We start from the raw sequence: 19584 nt of genomic DNA, 5'->3' as shown, positions 1-19584 counted from the left end.
TATAGTTAAAATTAGATACTGTAGATAAATGAATCAATAAAATAAAAACTATTTTTTTTTAGATGGTTATGTATAATTATCGACCATGGCATGGTAATAAAAAAATTATGAAAAAATTTCAAATCTTATTAGTACTAGTTTTATCCATTTCTTATGGTGCTTTGGCAAATGAAACTAAAGTGCAATCAGATACGGATCTACAAGTTGCCGAACCTGGGGCATTGATTCCATCTTTGCGTGTATCTGCAGAAAATGGGAATGCTGAGGCACAATATTCTCTGGGTACTATTTATAAACAAGGATTAGGTGTTGAAATTAGCGATATCAGAGCATTATTTTGGTATAAAAAAGCCGCAGAGCAAGGTTTAGCGAAAGCACAAAATAATTTGGCCTATATGTATCAAAACGGTTTGGGAACCGTTGCTGATCTATATGAAGCGTTCAAATATTACAAACTCGCTGCAGATCAAGATTATGCATTGGCCAAATATAATTTAGGCTTAATGTATAAAAATGGTGAAGGCACCGACAAAAATCCATCAAGTGCGGTTAACTACTTTGTTGAAGCAGGTAATCAAGGTGTTTTAGATGCTTATCTAAATCTAGGCATTATGTATTTTTTTGGTGATGGTGTCCAACAAGATCGTATGCTGGCTGCCGATTGGTTCAGTAAAGCTGCGACAGAAAGTAATCCAGAAGCCCAATACTATTTGGGATTGATGTCAGAACATGGTGATGGGTTGACTAAAGATTATGTCGCGGCTATCTATTTTTATACTCAAGCAGCTACACATGGTCATGTGCTTGCCATGTATAATTTAGGTATCATGTACGCAACGGGTACGGGTACTAAACCTGATAATGTACAGGCTGCAAATTGGTTTACTAAAGCTGCGGAAGCCGGTAATGCTGATGCTCAATATAATATTGGGGTTATGTATGATGTAGGTGGAGGCGTTTCAAAAGATATTGCAAAAGCCATTGAATGGTATATCAAAGCGGCTGAACAGGGTAGTGTTGATGCCCAATATAATCTTGCTATTAAATATTTAGATGGTGAAGGAACAGAAAAAAATATTAATAAAGCGATATATTGGTTTACTAAAGCGAGTGAGCAAGGTGACCAAGATGCTAAAGTTTATTTAGATGAATTATTAGAAAAATAAAAAGAGCAATTGCTCTTTTTATTTTTTCCTGCTTTTAACTATCCTGAGTTACGCATACCTGCAGCAATACCAGAAATAGTGATCATTAATCCTTGTTCAACGTTACTATTTTCAGCCTCATTTCGATTACGCGAACGACTTAATAATTCAGCCTGTAATAGATTTAGTGGCTCAATGTAGGTATTACGCAATGCAACAGATTCTGCAATCCAGGGTAGATCAGCCATCAAGCTGATATCATCGGTGATAGTAAGTACCGTGTTGATATCTTGAGTTAATAGGTTTCTTAACTCTTCTCCCAATGGCCACAAGGCTGGATCGACAAGCCTTTGCTCATAATATTCATGGATATTTGGTGCTGCTTTAGCATATACCATTTCGAGCATACCTAAACGTGCATTAAAGAAAGGCCAATTATGATACATGTCTTTAAGTAGATTTTTGTTACCTGCTTCAATAATTTGTTTAAGTGCTGTTCCTGCACCAAGCCAAGAGGGAACCATCAAACGATTTTGTGTCCAAGCAAAAATCCATGGAATAGCTCTTAAACTTTCAATACCGCCACCTGTTCGTCTTTTTTGTGGACGAGAACCGAGTGGTAATCTACCTAATTCAGTTTCTGGCGTTACCGCTCTAAAATAATCAACAAATTCAGAACGTTCACGAATGTAACTGCGGTAACAACGACAAGAGATATCAGACATTTCGTCCATAATATCTCGCCAGTCCTGTTTAGGTTCAGGAGGTGGTAATAAATTCGCTTGCAAAATGGCTGATGCGTATAACATCAAACTACTGAGAGCCACTTCAGGCAAACCGAGTTTAAAACGAATCATTTCACCTTGTTCGGTGACTCGAAGTCCTCCTTTTAATGATCCTGGTGGTTGTGACAATAATGCAGCATGTGCAGGCGCACCCCCACGACCAATTGAACCACCACGACCATGAAATAAAACTAAATTAATATTATATTTTTCGAATAATTTAACTAACTCTTCTTGTGAACGATACTGAGCCCATGATGCAGCAAGCGTTCCAGCGTCTTTAGCTGAATCAGAATAGCCGATCATAACCATCTGCTTACCATGAATCTTTTCGCGATACCATGGAATATCAAGCAGTTTTTGCATAACGGTCTTAGCATTATTTAAATCGTCTAAGGTTTCAAATAATGGTGCTACAGGAATCACTTTTTGACAGTCAACTATTTTTAATAGTAAGTAAACAGCCAAGATATCTGAAGGTGCTTTGGCCATTGAGATCACATATGAAGCAATGGATTCTTCACCTGCTTTTTTAATAACTCGACAGGTATCCAAAACTTCTTGAACCATTTCATTTGGTTGCCAATGGTAAGGTAACAGTGGACGATTTGATTGCAGTTCAGTTAACAAAAAAGTTTGTTTTTCTTCTTCTGACCACTCAGCATAACTGCCTAAGTTAAGTTCTTTGGTTAATGCATCCAGCGCTTCAGTGTGCACGGAACTATCTTGACGAATGTCTAATCTAACCAGTTGTAGACCAAAACTTTTTATACGTCGTAAAGTATCAAGCAATGGTCCGTGTGCAATCGTTGACATGCCATTTTCGATTAATGATTCATAACACGTATAGAGTGGCATCCATAATTGTTCGTTTTTAATTAAAATATCCGCTGGAGGTAATACTTGTTCATTATTTAATAATGACACTATAAAACTGTGGGTTTTTACTAAACGTGCGCGCAATTGTTTCATTACCGCGCGATAAGGTTCAGTTGCTGTTTTATTATTTTCATCTAATAGATCAATGACAGATTGACTGCACTCAGTCATGGATAATTCACGAACCAGAATTTGAATATCCGCTAAAAAAAGCTCAATTGCTTTTAATCTGGCTTGCAACATGACTTTTTCAGTCACTTTTGCTGTTACATTAGGGTTGCCATCGCGATCACCGCCCATCCACGAAGTAAATTTAATTGGAACGTGCTCAACAGATAATTGTTCATTAAATGCATCGACTAACTGATCATTAAATTCACGCAAGAAAAGTGGTACACCTTCCCAAAGACTATCTTCAATAACCGAAAAGCCCCATTTAGCTTCATCAAGTGGTGTTGGTCTTTTTTTACGAATCTCATCAGTGTACCATGCTTGACAAACTAACTGTTTTAAACGGCGCATAATTCGCTCTATTTCATAATCAGCTAAATCGTCATGATCAAGTTGCGATAAACAGTTATTAATCGCAGTGTACGTATTTATCATAGTTCGACGATTGATTTCTGTAGGGTGTGCAGTTAACACAAGTTCAATCGAAAGGTCATTAATGGCTTGAGTAATCGTCTGATTTGAGAAGTTAAGATTTTTTAACGTACTAAATAGTTCTGTCATTTTTTTGGGGCTGCTTGATGCTTCACCATGAGGGGATATTCCATAATATTCTGCCGCGGTGTTAACTAAATTCAAGAACTGATTAAATGCACGCGCCACATGTAATAAATCTTCATCGTTAAGATTTTCAATGAGTTTAAGTAATTTATTATGAGCTTGCTGATTACCTTGTTGAGCTGATTTTGATAATTGTCTGATTTGTTCAACTAAATCAAAAGTATCATTGCCTGCTGCCCGTTTAATTGCATCACCTAGTAAAGTACCTAGCATATTGACGTTGCTTCGCATAGAGGAATATTCACTGTTCATTATCTTCTCGTTTTTATCTTTATTAAGTCAAAACAAACTTTAAGCTGCCTAATGAGCATGACAATTTAAAGGTGTTGGGATAAATGTTAGTTAATGTGCTTAACTTATACACTTTATAACAATACTATATTGAATTTAAATCATAAAATTTTATAATTTTTATTTTTTTTAAGGTTTTAATTATATTTGTCATATTTTATTGATTGATAAAAACAAAATTTTCTATCATTTTTTAACCAAATTGCATTTTTTTATGTTTGTTTTCTGTTAACACAATGTCAGCAAACTGTATCTTGATATGATTTGGGTATATACTAACAAAACTATAAATGCATATTGGATTATTATTTGATGCTTATTGTTTTCTATATTGCGTCGATTATTGCGGTGTTTGCCGGTATAAAAGCAATTAGTTGCTTACGTGTTGATAAGGCTCTTTTGTACTTTATGGTTTCACTTTTTTCTTCGGCCTTAATATTTATTTTGCTTGATGCCTATTTTTCTGTTGTTTTATACATTCTATTATTTATTGCTGGCACAGTGACTTTGTTTTTATCTGTTGCCATTGTATTGCGAATTCGTATAGATAATGTTGAAAATAGGAAACGAGGTATCAGCCCTAAAATTTGGTTAGGGCCTTTAGTCTTAGCATTTATTTTACTCGTTGTCCTTATTTATGGTGTAGTTAGTACTGACTATTCACAGCTCAACGAGTCGCATGAATTGATGCACGAAATGTCAGTATATGCTTACATTTTGATATCTGAACTCGCTGGTTTTTTATTATTAGGTGCAATTGTGATCTCTTATCATTTTATGCATCGACTCTTGTCGGAGAAGTAATATGATTCCTCTTATGTATAGCCTTATTCTTGCCTCAATTTTATTTGTGATAGGTTTATTAGGGGTAATGATTCGACGTAATCTCTATTTTTTGTTACTAAGCCTTATGATTATGAATAATGGTGCTATTGTTGCATTAGTTTCTGCAGGTAGCTATTGGCAACAATCGGAAGGAGAACTCCTTGCTATTTTAGCGGTGATTACTGTATTAGCTCAAGCCTGTGTAGGACTTGCGTTGCTTACGAAATTAATTTATCGCCGAAAAATCTTTAACATTGATTCATTGAGTGAAATGAAAGGATGAATTTACTTTACTTAACTATTATTATTCCCTTGCTGTCTTTTTTATTGCTAGTTTGCTTGGGTAGACATCTTCGACCGATTAATGTCATGATTATCGGTTTTAGTACAATGCTAATAACAAATCTTATTACTATGTTTACCTGTATTGATTTTATAAAAAACACAGTACCGGATATGTTGTTAGTGTACAGCAGACCATTATGGACTTGGTTTTCAGTTGGGGATTTTGTCGTACCTTTATCATTAACATTAGACGGTTTATCGTTAACTTTCTTAGTGATAATTGCCTTTTTGGGATTACTAATTTATTTCTTTGCGGCAAGTTATTTAACATCAAAAAAAGATGTTTATACTTTTTATGCCTATAGCAATTTATTAATCGCGAGTATGTTAACCATTATATTGGTTGATAATCTATTGGTTATGTTAATTGGTTGGGAGGGTGTGAGTATAAGTACTTACTTACTTATTGGCATCTATTATAAACAATTGCGCAATGGTTATGCTGCCGTTAAAGCTTTTGTGCTTATGCATTTAACGGATATCTTTTTAATCATTGGTGTATTTTTACTTTATCAAACTTTAGGTACTTTAAATATACGTGATATTTTAACCCAAGCTCATGATAATTTAGCGATTGATTCCGATATTATCTTTTGGATCACATTGATGCTATTTTTGGGTGCCATTAGTAAGTCTGCTCTTTTTCCAATGCAATCTTGGTTTGTCGAAACAACATTAGCGCCAATGCCTGCAGTAGCTTTAATGCAATCATCTACTGTCATATTATCTGGTGTATACTTGATTTTAAGATTAAGTAACTTGTTTATCATGTCTAGTGATACGTTAGACATCATGACTATTTTCGCTTCGTTGACAATCTTATTTGCAAGCTCAATCGCCTTAGTACAAAGTGATGTTAAACGAATTATAACATATATTAATTTAGCTCAAATTAGTTATTTGTTTTATGCTTTTGCAACTCAAAGTTGGTGGTTATCGCTTAATTGTTTAATTAATTATGTTATAACCAGTACTTTATTAATTTTAGCATCGGCAATATTACTCAAAAAATGTCAAGGTGAGCGAAATATTAATAAACTCGGCGGACTTGCAAAATCATTTCCAGTTCTCTATGCCATATTTTTGATTATTATGTTATCGTTAAGTGCGATTCCTTGGATTTCAGCTTCATTTTATATTAAAGGTGATATTATTTGGGGATTAATGATAAAAGAACATTTAATGGCAGGAACGATAGGTTTATTAGGTATTTTGCTATCGAGTTTAAGTATTTGGCGCCTAATTTTTATGGTCTTTTATCATAAACCAAAAATTGCTGAATTTGCGAAAACTAAATGGATTAGTTATTGTCCAATCTTTATCTTACTGATATTTACAACGGCCATTTTTATCTATTTCCCAATACCGGCTCAAAATATTATTCCAATTGCCAAACTGGATACTAATAGTCTGTTATCGTTTCAATTATTGTTAGCAGCAGTAACCATATTAAGCTTTGTTATTGCTTATATTTTTTATGCACACCCAAATAGTGAAGTGCAAGAGGTATTAAATACGCCAATCGTTAAATTTATCGTAAGATTATGTAATTGTGATTGGCGATTTGATTATTTACTGAATATCATTTTTGTAAAACCTTATGTGTATTTAGCGAACATGCTTAAAAAAGATCCACTGGCGATATGGGACAATTGGATTATGTTGGGCATAAAAAAAATAAACTCATATATTGTCAGCTTAGAAAATGGGCATATTCGATGGTATATGGTATCTATTGTTATAGGTAGCATTATTATATTAATGTTACTGGTTTTTATTTAATAAAGGTGTAATCACTCATGTTGTTATGGCTTGTTTTTTTACCTGTTATAGGTGGATTTATTAGTTGGTTATGCCATGTATTTTTATTGCGGATTGTAAGATCCTCTCGAATGGTATCGCGTTGGTATCAATTACCGATGATTATTGCTTTCATGTCCATTTTTATAACTTTATTGTTATCACTTAGCTTATGGCAAGAAGGGATAACTGTTTTACAGCAAGGCAATAATTGGAAAGAAGAAGTTAATATTGAGTGGATTCCTTTGCTTAATATTCACTTTCATTTAGTCTTAGATGGCTTATCCTTAGTTCTAATTACCTCAACTCTATTTATTGTGTTACTAACGATTGGTTATTCAAGTAAAGAAAGCCCTAACAATTTTGGTTTATTTTATTTATGCATTTTATTTATGACTTCTGCCATTATGATGTTATTTGTCATAACCGATCTATTTTTAATGTTCTTTTTTTGGGAAGCAGTGGCAATACCGATCTATTTCCTAATTTCTTTATGGGGAAGGCGAGACTCAAATTCTCAATTACGTTTTAATGGAGCAAGTAAATTTTTAATTTATACACAAATTAGTAGTTTACTGATGTTAATTTCAATTGTTTCATTGGCTTTAATTAATTGGACTTTATCTGGCCATTGGACATTTGATTACCAAGAACTAACCAAAACACCTATTTCAAGTTACACTGAATTTATGTTAATGTTAGGTTTTTTAGCTGCCTTTATTATACGTATTCCGTTTGTACCTTTTCATAGCTGGTTTATTGATGCGCACATTGAATCATCAACTACAGGTTCAATGATGATAAGCGGATTATTACTCACAACCTCGACATTCGGTTTGTTACGTATTGTTATTCCGCTCTTTCCTAATGCTTCAGTTATGATTATGCCGTTAATTATGATAATGGCACTTCTTACGGTTATCTATTCGGCATTACTGACATTTATTCAAACCGACATTAAAAAATTAATTGCTTATGTACATATCGCTTTAATGGGATTTGTAACTGCAATTATCTATAGTGGTTCTGTTATTGCTTATCAAGGCATTGTAATACAAATGATTGCTATTAATTTAGTTATCGTTGGCATGTTCATGATTAGTGGCTTGTTAGTAGAATGTTATTCAACACGCAACATTAATCAATTTACGGGTCTTAAACAACAAGTACGCTATATCTCTTCTTTTACCTTATTTTTTATGTTAGCAATTTTAGGTATTCCGGGCACAGCTAATTTTGTTGGAAATTATATGATGTTGCTTGGCAGTTATTCATCATTTTCATCTTATACAATTTTGCTTGTTGTTGGTCTATTACTATTGTCTATTTCTTTTATTATTCGGATGCAACCTATATTTTATGGCATTGTTGAAAAAAACTGTGTAACAAAGCATCAACTTGATAAAAGAGATATTTTGTTACTTGCTAGTGTATTTATTGTACTTGTCTTTATTGGCTTATATCCGCAAATAGTTTTAGATATGTCTTATTCAGTGGTGAATCAAACACAGCAAAATATAACTGCAGAACGAGTAGGAGAGTAATAACTTATGATAGCATTATCGCCTATATTTATAATAAGCTTGACTATCATTGTTTTGCTTATCTTATTAGTTTTCTTAAAAATAAATACAAAAACATGCGCCTTGATAACCATATGTGGTTTAGGATGTGCGTTAGCCTGTGCTATTACCATTGGCTACAATATTTCATCTAGCACCCAAATGATTACTAATATTAGTAATGATAATATGCAAATGTCAGACAATTCTGATTCTGATGCATCAACTCAAGACGCTGCGCTTTCAAATGAAAAAACTATTGCAGTAGATGCTGTTCCAACTGAAACTGGTGCCTCGTCTAATGAAAATAGTGTTAATTCGCAAGTTGATACCAAGACCGAAAATAATAATACCGAAATTAATACTAATTCAGGAGCCAACACTAATACTGAAGCTAGTACTAACATTAAAAGCGAAACGAATACTCATTCAGAAACCAATACTAATACTGAAGCAAATACTAACATTAATAGCGAAACTAATTCAAAAACCAACACTAATACTGAAGCTAGTACTAACATTAAAAGCGAAACAAATACTCATTCAGAAACCAGCACTAATAATGAACCTAGTACTAACATTAATACCGAAACGGGTACTAATACTGTAACGAACGCTAATACCGAAGCGAGTACTCCTGCTGAAAGTAATGCTAATACTGATGCGACGACTATGACGGTTGATAGCAATAAAAATGATATCAATCCACAAACAGATTCTTCTGAAGAATACTGGAAAGCTCGTCAAATCACTGCACTTTTTACCTGTGATGGTTATGGATTATTATATACTAGCTTAATTTTAATTATAGCCATTACCGTATCTAGTTTGGCTTATCGTTGGTTTGTAGAAGAGCATTTACCTCATGGTCTTTTTTATGTCATTTTATTGTTTATGACCTTGGGTGGTATAACGCTAGTGTATGCTAGCCATTTAATTGCATTCTTTATTGGTATTGAATTGCTTTCAATACCTTTTGTCGGATTAATAGGATATCAATATATTCAAACGCACTCATTAGAAGCCGCTGTTAAATATATGATTTTATCGGCTGTGGCGAGTGCATTTTTATTAATGGGAATTGCTTTTTATTATGCGTCAACAGGCGAGCTTACTTTTAGTGGTTTAAGTTATCAACTCTCAACGATGTCTTATCCAAGTAATTTATTACTAATGGGAGTTTGTTTAATACTCGTTGGTATAGGCTTTAAACTATCATTGGTTCCATTTCAGCTTTGGTTACCTGATGTTTATCAAGGTGCGCCTACTGTTGTGGCCTTACTATTATCAACTGTTGGTAAAGTTGCATTATTTTGTGCCATTGCAAGATTGTTTTTATTGGCACCGATTGTTAATAATGAAACCATTCGTATGATTTTGGTTATGATGGCCTTTTTGTCTATTTTATGGGGTAATTTAGTCGCGTTAATGCAAACCAGTTTGAAACGGTTGCTTGCTTACTCCTCAATTGCACATTTCGGGTATTTATTGATCGCTTTAATCTCTGTTCAATATCAAGTGCTTGCTTTAGAAACTATTGGTGTCTATTTAATCGGTTATATTTTGGCAAATATCTGTATTTTGGGTGTTATTAGTCTAGAGTCTCATTCAAACGAGCTGCAAGATCATGAAAACGAAGTTGACCTCTCAGGCCTATTTTGGCGTAGACCGATATTAGCATTAACCATGGGAATAGGCTTATTATCATTAGCGGGGGTTCCGCTTACAGCAGGCTTTGTAGGTCGATTTTTACTGGTATTATTAGGTGTCACTGCGGAATTGTGGTGGTTGATAGCCGCTGTAGTAATAGGTAGTGCATTAGGACTCTATTTCTATGCACGTTTGATAATCAATCTTTATATCAGACCAACTTATCGCGATGATCAATTGCTAAACAATCCAGTAATTAAATTGAAATGGCAAGATATAAAAACAAGTGAACTTATTATTGGTTTATCTGCACTATTAATTTTGATTTGCGGCATTTATCCAAAATGGTTATTCAACTTGGTAAGCATGGCGCAATACTTAACAACCGAATAAATACGTTTCCGCCTTCATTATTATGTTGGCGGAATTACCATGGTATTATCTAATATAGAATGCTATTTTTTATACTTAAACGTATAGTGAACCTGAAACTTCTTGACAAGAAATAGTTAATAACAGATTTGTTTCTTGTGTTATAATTCTGACCTTTAATATTTTATTTGAATCAAGAGGACCTGTATGGACTTTTTAATCTCTAATGCTTATGCTGCTGATGGCGCTACAGTTGAAAATAATCCTTATTTCTTACCTATCATGTTAGTTGTATTTGGTTTGTTTTTCTATTTTATGATTATGCGCCCACAACAAAAACGTGCTAAAGCTCATCGTGACTTAATGGCTGCTATTTCTAAAGGTGATGAAGTATTAACTAATGGTGGACTTATTGGTCGAGTAGCAAAAGTTAACGAAAATGGTTATATTGCGTTAGAATTAAATGATTCAACCCAAGTTGTGATCAAACGTGACTTTATCACATCTGTTTTACCAAAAGGGACAATGAAATCACTATAATAGTGTGTTTCCTATTATAGTTCATTGTGTTAATTATCTAATCCCACAAGAGAATACGTCGTGTTAAATCGCTATCCTTTGTGGAAGTACATTATGTTGGTCGTCGTGATTTGCGTCGGCCTTCTTTATGCACTTCCAAATATTTATGGTGAAGATCCTGCTATACAGATTTCTGGTTCAAATACTTCTGACATTGATATTACCACGCAAGATAAAATCAGAAAAATTTTGGCAGATAACCACATTGAAACCAAATCATTTGTTTTTGAAAACAAATCTGTCTTAATCCGTGTTGGTGATAACGATACCCAGCTAAAAGCTAAAGAGCTGATTTCCAAAGAACTAGGTGACGCTTATATTGTTGCTTTGAATTTGGCACCAGCAACACCAAAATGGCTTACTGTATTAGGTGCAGAGCCGATGAAACTCGGTTTAGACTTACGAGGTGGTGTTCACTTCTTAATGGAAGTTGATATGACCACTGCATTAAGTAAACTCACTGAACAATCCATCGAAAATTTAAAATTTGAATTTAATAATAGCAAATTAAAATATAAAGCACTTAATAAAGACGGTAACCAACAAATTGTTATGCAATTTGATAATACCGAAGACCGTAACAAAGCCATTACTAAGATCAATGGCCTTCCAGATTTCAAACTTATCTCTCAAACTGAAAACAGTATTACCTTAAGCGTTAGTGAACAACGATTACAACAAGCTAAGAATGATGCAGTCCAACAAAATACGACCATTTTACGCAATCGTGTAAATCAATTAGGTGTAGCTGAACCGATCGTCCAACGCCAAGGTGCAGATCGAATTGTCGTTGAATTACCTGGTATTCAAGATACAGCATTAGCTAAACGTATTTTAGGTGCAACGGCCACCCTTGAATTTAGACAAGTAAATGAAGAAAACACCGCCAATTTACCAGCCATGCTTGCAGGTGAAATGCGTGTACCTTACGGATCTGAAATCAAATATATGGAAAATGGACGTCCTGTTTTACTTTATAAACGTATCGTTTTAACGGGAGATCATATTACCGACTCGACGTTCAGAGTTAATGAATATGGTCAACCAGAAGTTTCCATTACCCTTGATAGTTCAGGTGGTAAGGCAATGTTAAACTTCACTCAAAAAAATATTCATAAAGCAATGGCTACATTATTTGTTGAATATAAAGATACCGGCAAACGTGATGAAAATGATAAACCGATTCTTGAAAAACAAGAACGAGTTATTAACGTTGCGACAATTCAAGGTATTTTTAGTGAACGATTCCAAGTAACGGGCATTAGTAGCGTTGATCAAGCTAAAAACTTATCCCTATTATTAAGAGCAGGGGCACTGATTGCACCAATTCAAATTATTGAAGAACGTACAGTTGGGCCATCAATGGGACAAGAGAACATTACACAAGGTTTAGAATCTTGCGTATGGGGCTTATTAGTTTCTGTTATCTTTATGTTAGTTATGTATCGTTTGTTTGGTGTATTTGCAAGCCTTGCATTAGTCGCTAATCTTATTTTAATTGTCGGAATCATGTCCCTATTGCCTGGAGCCACATTAAGTATGCCAGGTATTGCTGGAATAGTATTAACGGTCGGTATGGCAGTTGATGCCAACGTTCTGATTAATGAGCGAATAAAAGAAGAGCTCAGTAATGGTCGTGGTGTTCAACATGCAATTAATGAAGGATATGCAGGAGCTTGGAGCAGTATATTTGATGCTAATCTAACGACATTAATTACTGCGATTATCCTTTATGCTGTCGGTACGGGATCAATCAAAGGTTTTGCGATAACATTGGGTATAGGTATCATTACATCAATGTTTACATCGATTGTAGGTACTCGTGCATTAGCCAATCTTATTTATGGCGGTCGCCGTGTTAATAAGTTATCAATTTAGAGGTTTATTGTGACTGTTAATAAAAATGAAAATCATGATGTAAGAGAAATGAATCATGGCCGCAGAGTCCTCGACTTTTTAAAATTTGGCTTTGTTGCTTTTGTTATCTCAATGTTATTGGTAGTGGCGTCATTTGTTATTATCTTTGTTAAAGGTTTTAATCTTGGACAAGATTTTACAGGCGGTACGACTGTTGAAATAACCGTGACCAAAGACGTTAATCTTGATGATCTACGTAATAGTTTGCGTAATGCGGGTTATCATGAACCGATTGTACAATACTATGGTAGCAGTAAAGATATTATCATTCGATTACCTTCCGCTAAACAAGAGGACGGTGATACATCATCAGTAATCGATAATGCACTAGGTACAAAAATTTCTAATTTAATACATAAAGAAATTGATGAAGATGCACAAATTAAACGAATTGAATTTGTTGGACCAACGGTTGGTGCTGAACTTGCTCAAGATGGTATTTTGGCAATTTGTGCAGCATTAGTGTGTATTCTAATTTATATCGCATTTCGTTTTGAATGGCGATTTGGTACTGGTGCTGTAGTTGCATTAGCGCATGATGTTGTAATAACTGCTGGGTATTTATCACTGTTTGAACGCGAATTAGATCTAACAATTATTGCTGCAATGCTATCAATAATAGGTTATTCACTTAATGATACCATTGTGGTATTCGATCGAATCCGTGAAAACTTTAGAAAAATACGTCGAGCATCACCTTATGATGTTATTAACATCTCTTTAACTCAGACATTGCATCGAACCTTAATGACATCAGGTACAACACTTGCCGTGGTTGTTATCCTTTATATTTTTGGTGGATCTATGTTGAAAGGCTTCTCAGAAACATTAGGCGTTGGTATCGTACTTGGTACGATTTCATCGATTTATGTGGCTGCGTACATGTCACTTAAACTAGGTGTTAAACGTGAGCACTTTATGCCTCCAAAAGTAGAGGCTGAAGGCGCCGATCAACCTTCAATATTACCTTAAACCCATATTCTGCCACATTTATTGTGGCAGAAATTTTTTGATTAATTATCAGACAAATAAAATCAAATAGATTGACACTTAATCTTTAGTTGCATATCATTAACCGCAGTTTCTACCTTTCTATTGGGGCCATAGCTCAGCTGGGAGAGCGCAACGCTGGCAGCGTTGAGGTCAGGGGTTCGATCCCCCTTGGCTCCACCAATTCAATAATCAGTAACATTCTTTTAAACCCTACAAAGTACACCAAACCCAGTAATAACAAGCCTTAAAGTCTATTTTATTGCCCATTAAGTATCAGTAAGGTACATTTACAACCGAATTTTTAGGTATATGTTGAGTCATACTGACAGTATTCCTTTAAAAAATATATCATTCTATAAATAATGGTTGTGCTTAAATTAAATATAAAACTAAATTAGCGGTGCATAAAATGAAATTTACACGTAGTGTATTTAACAAACAAAATTTTGTGGTCAACCTTATTAAATTTATGTTATTCGACACAAAAACTAATAATGTTAATAATTTTATAATTGAGTTACTTATTTGAAGTAACGGTGTAGTATATTTGTTGCTGTTATTATTATATTGAACAAGCCAAAAATTATATTGTGGATAAAATAAATGAACTTTGTTTCTTGAAATCAATTTAATTGAAAATTATGGACTAATTAAACTTTAGTAATAAAGTTTTAGAGATAACATACCATCACTATCGCTACAATATTAATAACTATCTGAAGGTTAAATAACATGGAATATAACTCTACCCGATCGCCTAAACAATGCTATGATATGAATGATATTCGTACTGAGATCGATAAAATTGATCATACTGTTATTAAACTATTTGCTACTCGTTTTGAGTATGTCAAAGCGGCCAGTAAATTTAAGAAAAATGCTAATGACGTACAAGCAAAAGCCCGTTTTGACAGTATGCTTGAACAACGAAAGCTTTGGGCAAATGAGTTAGGGCTAAATGGTGATGTGATTAAAGAGTTGTATGCTAATTTGGTTCGTTATTTTATTGATGAAGAATTAAAACAATTTAATAATAATGAAAAATAAGGATAGTTTCTGTATGGCTTATGCAAGTAAACAACAGTTATTGGATGAAATAAATAAAACCGCCAAGCTATTTATCAATGAATTTACTGATTTATCAGAATCTGAAAAAGATCTTTTAATTGATGGTGTTGATCGTACACCTGCCCAAATGATTGCTTATCAGTTAGGTTGGTTAAAATTAGTTAAATCTTGGGATGATGACGAACTAGCAGGAAAAACACCCGAGTTACCTGCACCTGGGTATAAATGGAATCGTTTAGGCAGTTTATATCAAACATTCTATGATACCTATCAAGATCTTCCTCTATCAGAATTAATCCAATCATTTAACCAACAAATTGCGATCTGGAACAGTTGGATTGAGACTTTAAGTGATGATACCTTATTTATTAAAGATGTTCGTAATTGGACTAAACCTTATCCTGAATCTTGGACAGTCGCTCGTTTTATTCACATTAATTCTGTTGCGCCATTTAAATCGTTTAGATCGAAAATCAGAAAGTGGAAAAAACTCAACAATCCAGTTTAAAAGTAACTTAATATTAAATATAACTATATAACCTAATAGGATGAATATGGCTTTTTCAGAAACCGAACGCCAGCAATTATTAGAACTAAAATTTGTTGGCACTAAAATTATTGAAAGACTTGAAGAAATGCAACTTGATTCTTTCGATAAATTACGCAATGCTTCTTTGGATGAAATTCTTAACAAGGGTGCATTATTAACAGGCTCAACTTGTTGGAAAAACAGTCATCAAGCAAAAACTGCAATACTCAATATTTTGCATTTAGTCCAACAAAAATAATTAAAACATTTTTTAACATATTGATAGTTATAAGTTAAAGATAAAATATAACAAAACAGGTGTAATTAATGATTTTAATTGTTTTTTTACGGTTGAAATTTAGATCGATATATTAAAGTCAATTATATATTTTTATAATAATTAATATAAATAACAATGTGCGAATTATGTGTGATAGTTTGCTATAACAAATTATTGCTCGCTTACCTATCTTGTTTTTGGTCTTTTCCTATATTAAAAGAGTATTTTTTACTGATAAATACTTTTTACAACTTTACTTAATTCATTATCTCAAACATCAGAAAGAATCAATTCCCCGATTTGGATAAAGAATTTTCAGGTCATGGGTAAGTTTCAATAAAAAATCGATATAGTTACAACACATATTAATATAAATTTTTCTGAAATATACCTAACAAAAAATTTATAAAATTCAGATACAACTACTTTTTCATTAATAAAATTCGCAATAAAAGCTGAATCAGTGTGTTTTAATAATCAAATGGTATAGACTCCTGAATATTTTTTACAAAACAAATTATAACATATTGATAATTAACCATTTTAAATGGAGATCAACCTAATTATTTATTCAAACTAAAACCCTACTCACTATCCTATCAATAGTTTAAAAACTATTTTTTATCGCTGTGCAATCAGTTATTTCGTCAAAAAGTTTCAGGTCATGGCTCTGTTTGAGTAAAAATGAATTTTTATGCATAGTGATTTTATAAAATTTTCAACAAAAGAGTTAATATAAAATCCATATAAACCTTTTTCGATAATGTATAGCTAACAAACATCAATTATATTTTATTAATTATATCAGTAAGTTATTTATGTAATTAAATTTAAAGAAATGTAAAAAAGATTGCAAAATACACAAAATAGTGTATTTTATATTCATTTTTAGATTATTTTTTAAATCTGATTAATTTTAACACCTTACTGCCTATTGGCAATTTTATAATAATAATTAAATGGTCAGATAAAAATAATAATAAATAGTTCAATAAAACATTATGTTATTTGAAGGGTACATTAAATATATTGAGGATAGCATGGATAAAGGACTAACCAATTTAATGGATCAATTGGGCAATGGTTTAAGTCGGGGCTTAAAGCAAGGTTTAGTTAATGGAGCAGGTCATAATCGTTATACGTTAAATATTGATGGTTTGTCTGCTGAGGTTTCAATCTTACAGGTTGAGGCTAATGAGCAACTTAACCAGCCTTGGCACTATACGATTACTTTCACCTGCTCGGATAAACAACTATCTGTTGAGTCATTTCTTAATCAAAATGCCCGTTTGAGTTTTAATCCTGCTAATTCTGGCAGTTTAAGCGACTTTGCAACTCAAGGACTTAATACACTTAATTCCTTAACTTCGGCTAATCCATTAGATGCATTAAAACAGTCTGAGCCATTAAAACAGTTAGATAAACTTAAACAATCTAATCCACTCGATTCACTTAATTCTTTAACCCAGTTTAATCCGCTTAATCCGTTAAATTCACTATTATCTCAAGGTGGCTCACGCACCCTTTATGGTGTGATAACCCAGTTCAGTCAATTATCGGTCAGTAATGACGAAGCTCGTTATCAGGTTGTCTTATCCTCGCAATTAGCCAAACTGGCATTAAGTCATAACTGTGCTATTTTTCAGAATCAAAGCGTTATCAGCGTCGTTGAAGAGGTCTTGCGTGGTCATGGTTATACCGGGATTGATTATCGTTTAGCACTTAAAGAGCAATACCCTGAACGTGAGTTTATCACCCAGTGGCAGGAGAGTGACCTTGAGTTTATTCAAAGACTGCTTGCTGATGTGGGGGGCTATTTCCGGTTTGAAACCCATGGTGAACATAATTGCGATGTAATGGTCATCAGTGATTATGAGCAAGGTTACCAGCAGGTGGCTGATATTGTGTACAAACAACCGAGCGGTACACTGGATAACGGCATTGAAAGTGTCTGGGATATGACCTTGCACAGTCAGATGGTGGAATCTTCGATACAAGTACAAGATTATAACTACCGCGATGCGCAGGCGAATTTACTGGGTGAGGTTAACAGCCAACAGAAAGATAACACCACTTATGGCACCGATTACCGTTATGATGAGCACTATAAAGGATTAAATAGCAATGGTGACAGCAATAATGGAATTGATAGTGACACCAACAATAATGATGATGACGATGATAATGAAAACAGTGGTGATATCGATACCGACGACAGTAACGGCAATAATAACGATAATAGCAGTGATATTAGTACTCATTCTGGTAATGCGAGTAATGGTGTTGAAAGTGGTGAATGGTATGCCCGTATTCGTCATGAACATGCCATTAGCTGTCAAATTGTTATCCGAGGTAAAAGCAATCAGGCCAATTTAGCTCCGGGTCAACATATCCGCATCAAAGGCAGTACGATTGCCGGAATAGATGAGGGGGTAATGATATTAACGGTGCAAGGACAGGGAAACCGCAGTGATGCTTATGAGCTGAGTTTTACTGCTATACCTTACCAACCATTAAAACCTTACCGCCCGGAGCCGATTCCTTTTCCGACTATTGACGGCACTTTACCGGCACGGGTAACCAGTCCGAATAATGACACCTATGGTTATATTGATACACAAGGGCGCTATCGGGTTAAATTTAACTTTGACTTAAAAGAGTGGCGAAACGGTGAAGAAAGCTTATGGTTAAGACTGGCTAAACCGTATGCGGGCAGTACCTATGGTTTTCACTTTCCGCTGATTGACGGCACAGAAGTTGCGGTAGCGTTTACTAACGGTAATCCGGACCGACCTTATATCGCACATGCAATGCATGACAGCCAACACCCTGACCATGTGACCACCATAAACAAACACCGTAATGTAATTCGTACTCCTGCTAACAACAAATTGCGGATGGATGATAAGCGCGGACAAGAGCACATTAAGTTAGCAACCGAATACGGTAAAACCCAGCTTAACATCGGGCATTTAGTTGACCAAAACAAAGAGCAGCGAGGTGAGGGATTTGAACTGCGCACCGATGAGTGGGGTGCAATTGCCGCCAATAAAGGCTTATACCTCACCAGTCAGACCGAGCCTAAGGCACAGGGTAAACAGCTTGATATGCAAGGTGCCATTACTCAGCTTGAAAATGCGTTATCAATTGCTAAAGCACTGCAAAATGCAGCAACTGCCTCTGAAGCCCATGGTGCGGATACCGACAGTCAAGAACAACTTAAAACAACATTAACCCAATTAGCCCAAAGTGGCATTATTGCTTATGCACAAGAGGGTATTGCTTTAACCAGTCCTGAAAACATCCAATTGTCAACTTCAAATAGCGTTTCAATGACCAGTGAAAACCAAACTGACATCAATGCATTAAAAAACATTACCGTCTCATCCGGTGAATCCATCGGTCTGTTTGCTCATAAATCAGGAATGAAAGTCTTTGCCAACCAAGGTGATGTTGAGGTGCAGGCACAAAATGCCAACCTGAATATGGCTGCCAAGCAAGATATTAAAATAGACAGTGTCGATGGTGAACTGAGAGTAAGCGCATGCGAAGATTTGACGTTAATGTGCGGAGGTTCATACATCAAACTCAGTAGCGCTGGGATTGAACTGGGTACCGCGGATAATGTTTATATAAAAAGTAATGCTATGCAAAAAATGGGACCGAAAACATTAGATAATAAAAAGCATAATTTTTCAAAAAATGAACTAGATGTCTCCCTTAAGCGTTTTAAAAAAAGTAAGCATAGTAATTTTTCAGGTTAAGGAGTTAAAAA

The 19584-nt window shown here is 34.4% G+C and carries 14 protein-coding genes and 1 tRNA gene; 14 read left to right on the top strand and 1 reads right to left on the bottom strand.

Going from position 1 to position 19584, the window contains the following annotated elements; genetic code table 11:
• The first annotated feature begins 107 nt into the window (after positions 1-107).
• Positions 108-1166: an SEL1-like repeat protein gene (locus H3T96_RS05275; protein WP_039129480.1), complete on the top strand. Its 1059-nt coding sequence runs from the start codon at positions 108-110 to the stop codon at positions 1164-1166.
• A 38-nt stretch (positions 1167-1204) separates the two neighbouring features.
• Here the strand turns inward: H3T96_RS05275 and ppc are convergent, their stop codons facing one another.
• Positions 1205-3850, bottom strand: coding sequence for a phosphoenolpyruvate carboxylase (gene ppc, locus H3T96_RS05270; protein ID WP_144091735.1), 2646 nt, complete (start codon positions 3848-3850; stop codon positions 1205-1207).
• 351 nt (positions 3851-4201) lie between these two features.
• On the opposite strand from ppc, the gene H3T96_RS05265 reads away from it, so the two are divergent.
• The 13 genes from H3T96_RS05265 to H3T96_RS05205 all read left to right on the top strand — a co-directional run bounded on the left by H3T96_RS05265 (position 4202) and on the right by H3T96_RS05205 (position 19573).
• A complete protein-coding gene (locus H3T96_RS05265) occupies positions 4202-4693 on the top strand; it encodes an NADH-quinone oxidoreductase subunit J (protein WP_086326673.1) in 492 nt (163 codons plus the stop codon).
• A 1-nt stretch (position 4694) separates the two neighbouring features.
• Complete coding sequence (nuoK, locus tag H3T96_RS05260) at positions 4695-4997, top strand: NADH-quinone oxidoreductase subunit NuoK (RefSeq protein WP_065737828.1); 303 nt, start codon at positions 4695-4697, stop codon at positions 4995-4997.
• Between the two features lie 107 nt (positions 4998-5104).
• Positions 5105-6841 carry an NADH-quinone oxidoreductase subunit L gene (locus tag H3T96_RS05255; protein WP_186279234.1) on the top strand — a complete coding sequence of 579 codons (1737 nt, stop codon included), beginning with the start codon at positions 5105-5107 and terminating at the stop codon, positions 6839-6841.
• A 17-nt stretch (positions 6842-6858) separates the two neighbouring features.
• The gene (locus H3T96_RS05250; protein WP_144091737.1) at positions 6859-8403 is read left to right on the top strand and encodes a NuoM family protein; all 1545 of its coding nucleotides are present in this window, start codon (positions 6859-6861) and stop codon (positions 8401-8403) included.
• A gap of 6 nt (positions 8404-8409) precedes the next feature.
• Positions 8410-10464 carry an NADH-quinone oxidoreductase subunit NuoN gene (gene nuoN, locus H3T96_RS05245; protein ID WP_144091738.1) on the top strand — a complete coding sequence of 685 codons (2055 nt, stop codon included), beginning with the start codon at positions 8410-8412 and terminating at the stop codon, positions 10462-10464.
• A gap of 186 nt (positions 10465-10650) precedes the next feature.
• Positions 10651-10983, top strand: coding sequence for a preprotein translocase subunit YajC (yajC, locus tag H3T96_RS05240; protein ID WP_065737824.1), 333 nt, complete (start codon positions 10651-10653; stop codon positions 10981-10983).
• Between the two features lie 60 nt (positions 10984-11043).
• On the top strand, positions 11044-12900 hold the full coding sequence (gene secD, locus H3T96_RS05235; RefSeq protein ID WP_144091739.1) for a protein translocase subunit SecD: 1857 nt from the start codon (positions 11044-11046) through the stop codon (positions 12898-12900).
• A gap of 48 nt (positions 12901-12948) precedes the next feature.
• The gene (gene secF / locus H3T96_RS05230) at positions 12949-13911 is read left to right on the top strand and encodes a protein translocase subunit SecF (RefSeq protein WP_144091794.1); all 963 of its coding nucleotides are present in this window, start codon (positions 12949-12951) and stop codon (positions 13909-13911) included.
• Between the two features lie 125 nt (positions 13912-14036).
• Positions 14037-14112, top strand: a tRNA-Ala gene (locus tag H3T96_RS05225).
• A gap of 552 nt (positions 14113-14664) precedes the next feature.
• Positions 14665-14979, top strand: coding sequence for a chorismate mutase (locus H3T96_RS05220; protein ID WP_086327731.1), 315 nt, complete (start codon positions 14665-14667; stop codon positions 14977-14979).
• 13 nt (positions 14980-14992) lie between these two features.
• A complete protein-coding gene (locus H3T96_RS05215; protein WP_144091741.1) occupies positions 14993-15508 on the top strand; it encodes a ClbS/DfsB family four-helix bundle protein in 516 nt (171 codons plus the stop codon).
• A 46-nt stretch (positions 15509-15554) separates the two neighbouring features.
• Positions 15555-15788, top strand: coding sequence for a Pathogenicity locus (locus H3T96_RS05210; RefSeq protein ID WP_086336860.1), 234 nt, complete (start codon positions 15555-15557; stop codon positions 15786-15788).
• A 1061-nt stretch (positions 15789-16849) separates the two neighbouring features.
• A complete protein-coding gene (locus tag H3T96_RS05205) occupies positions 16850-19573 on the top strand; it encodes a type VI secretion system Vgr family protein (RefSeq protein ID WP_186279235.1) in 2724 nt (907 codons plus the stop codon).
• Positions 19574-19584: the final 11 nt, after the last annotated feature.

The organism is Gilliamella sp. W8136 (genome assembly GCF_016101285.1).
Classification (GTDB): Bacteria; Pseudomonadota; Gammaproteobacteria; order Enterobacterales; family Orbaceae; genus Gilliamella; species Gilliamella apicola_N.
This window is presented reverse-complemented; position numbering and strand designations above follow the sequence as displayed.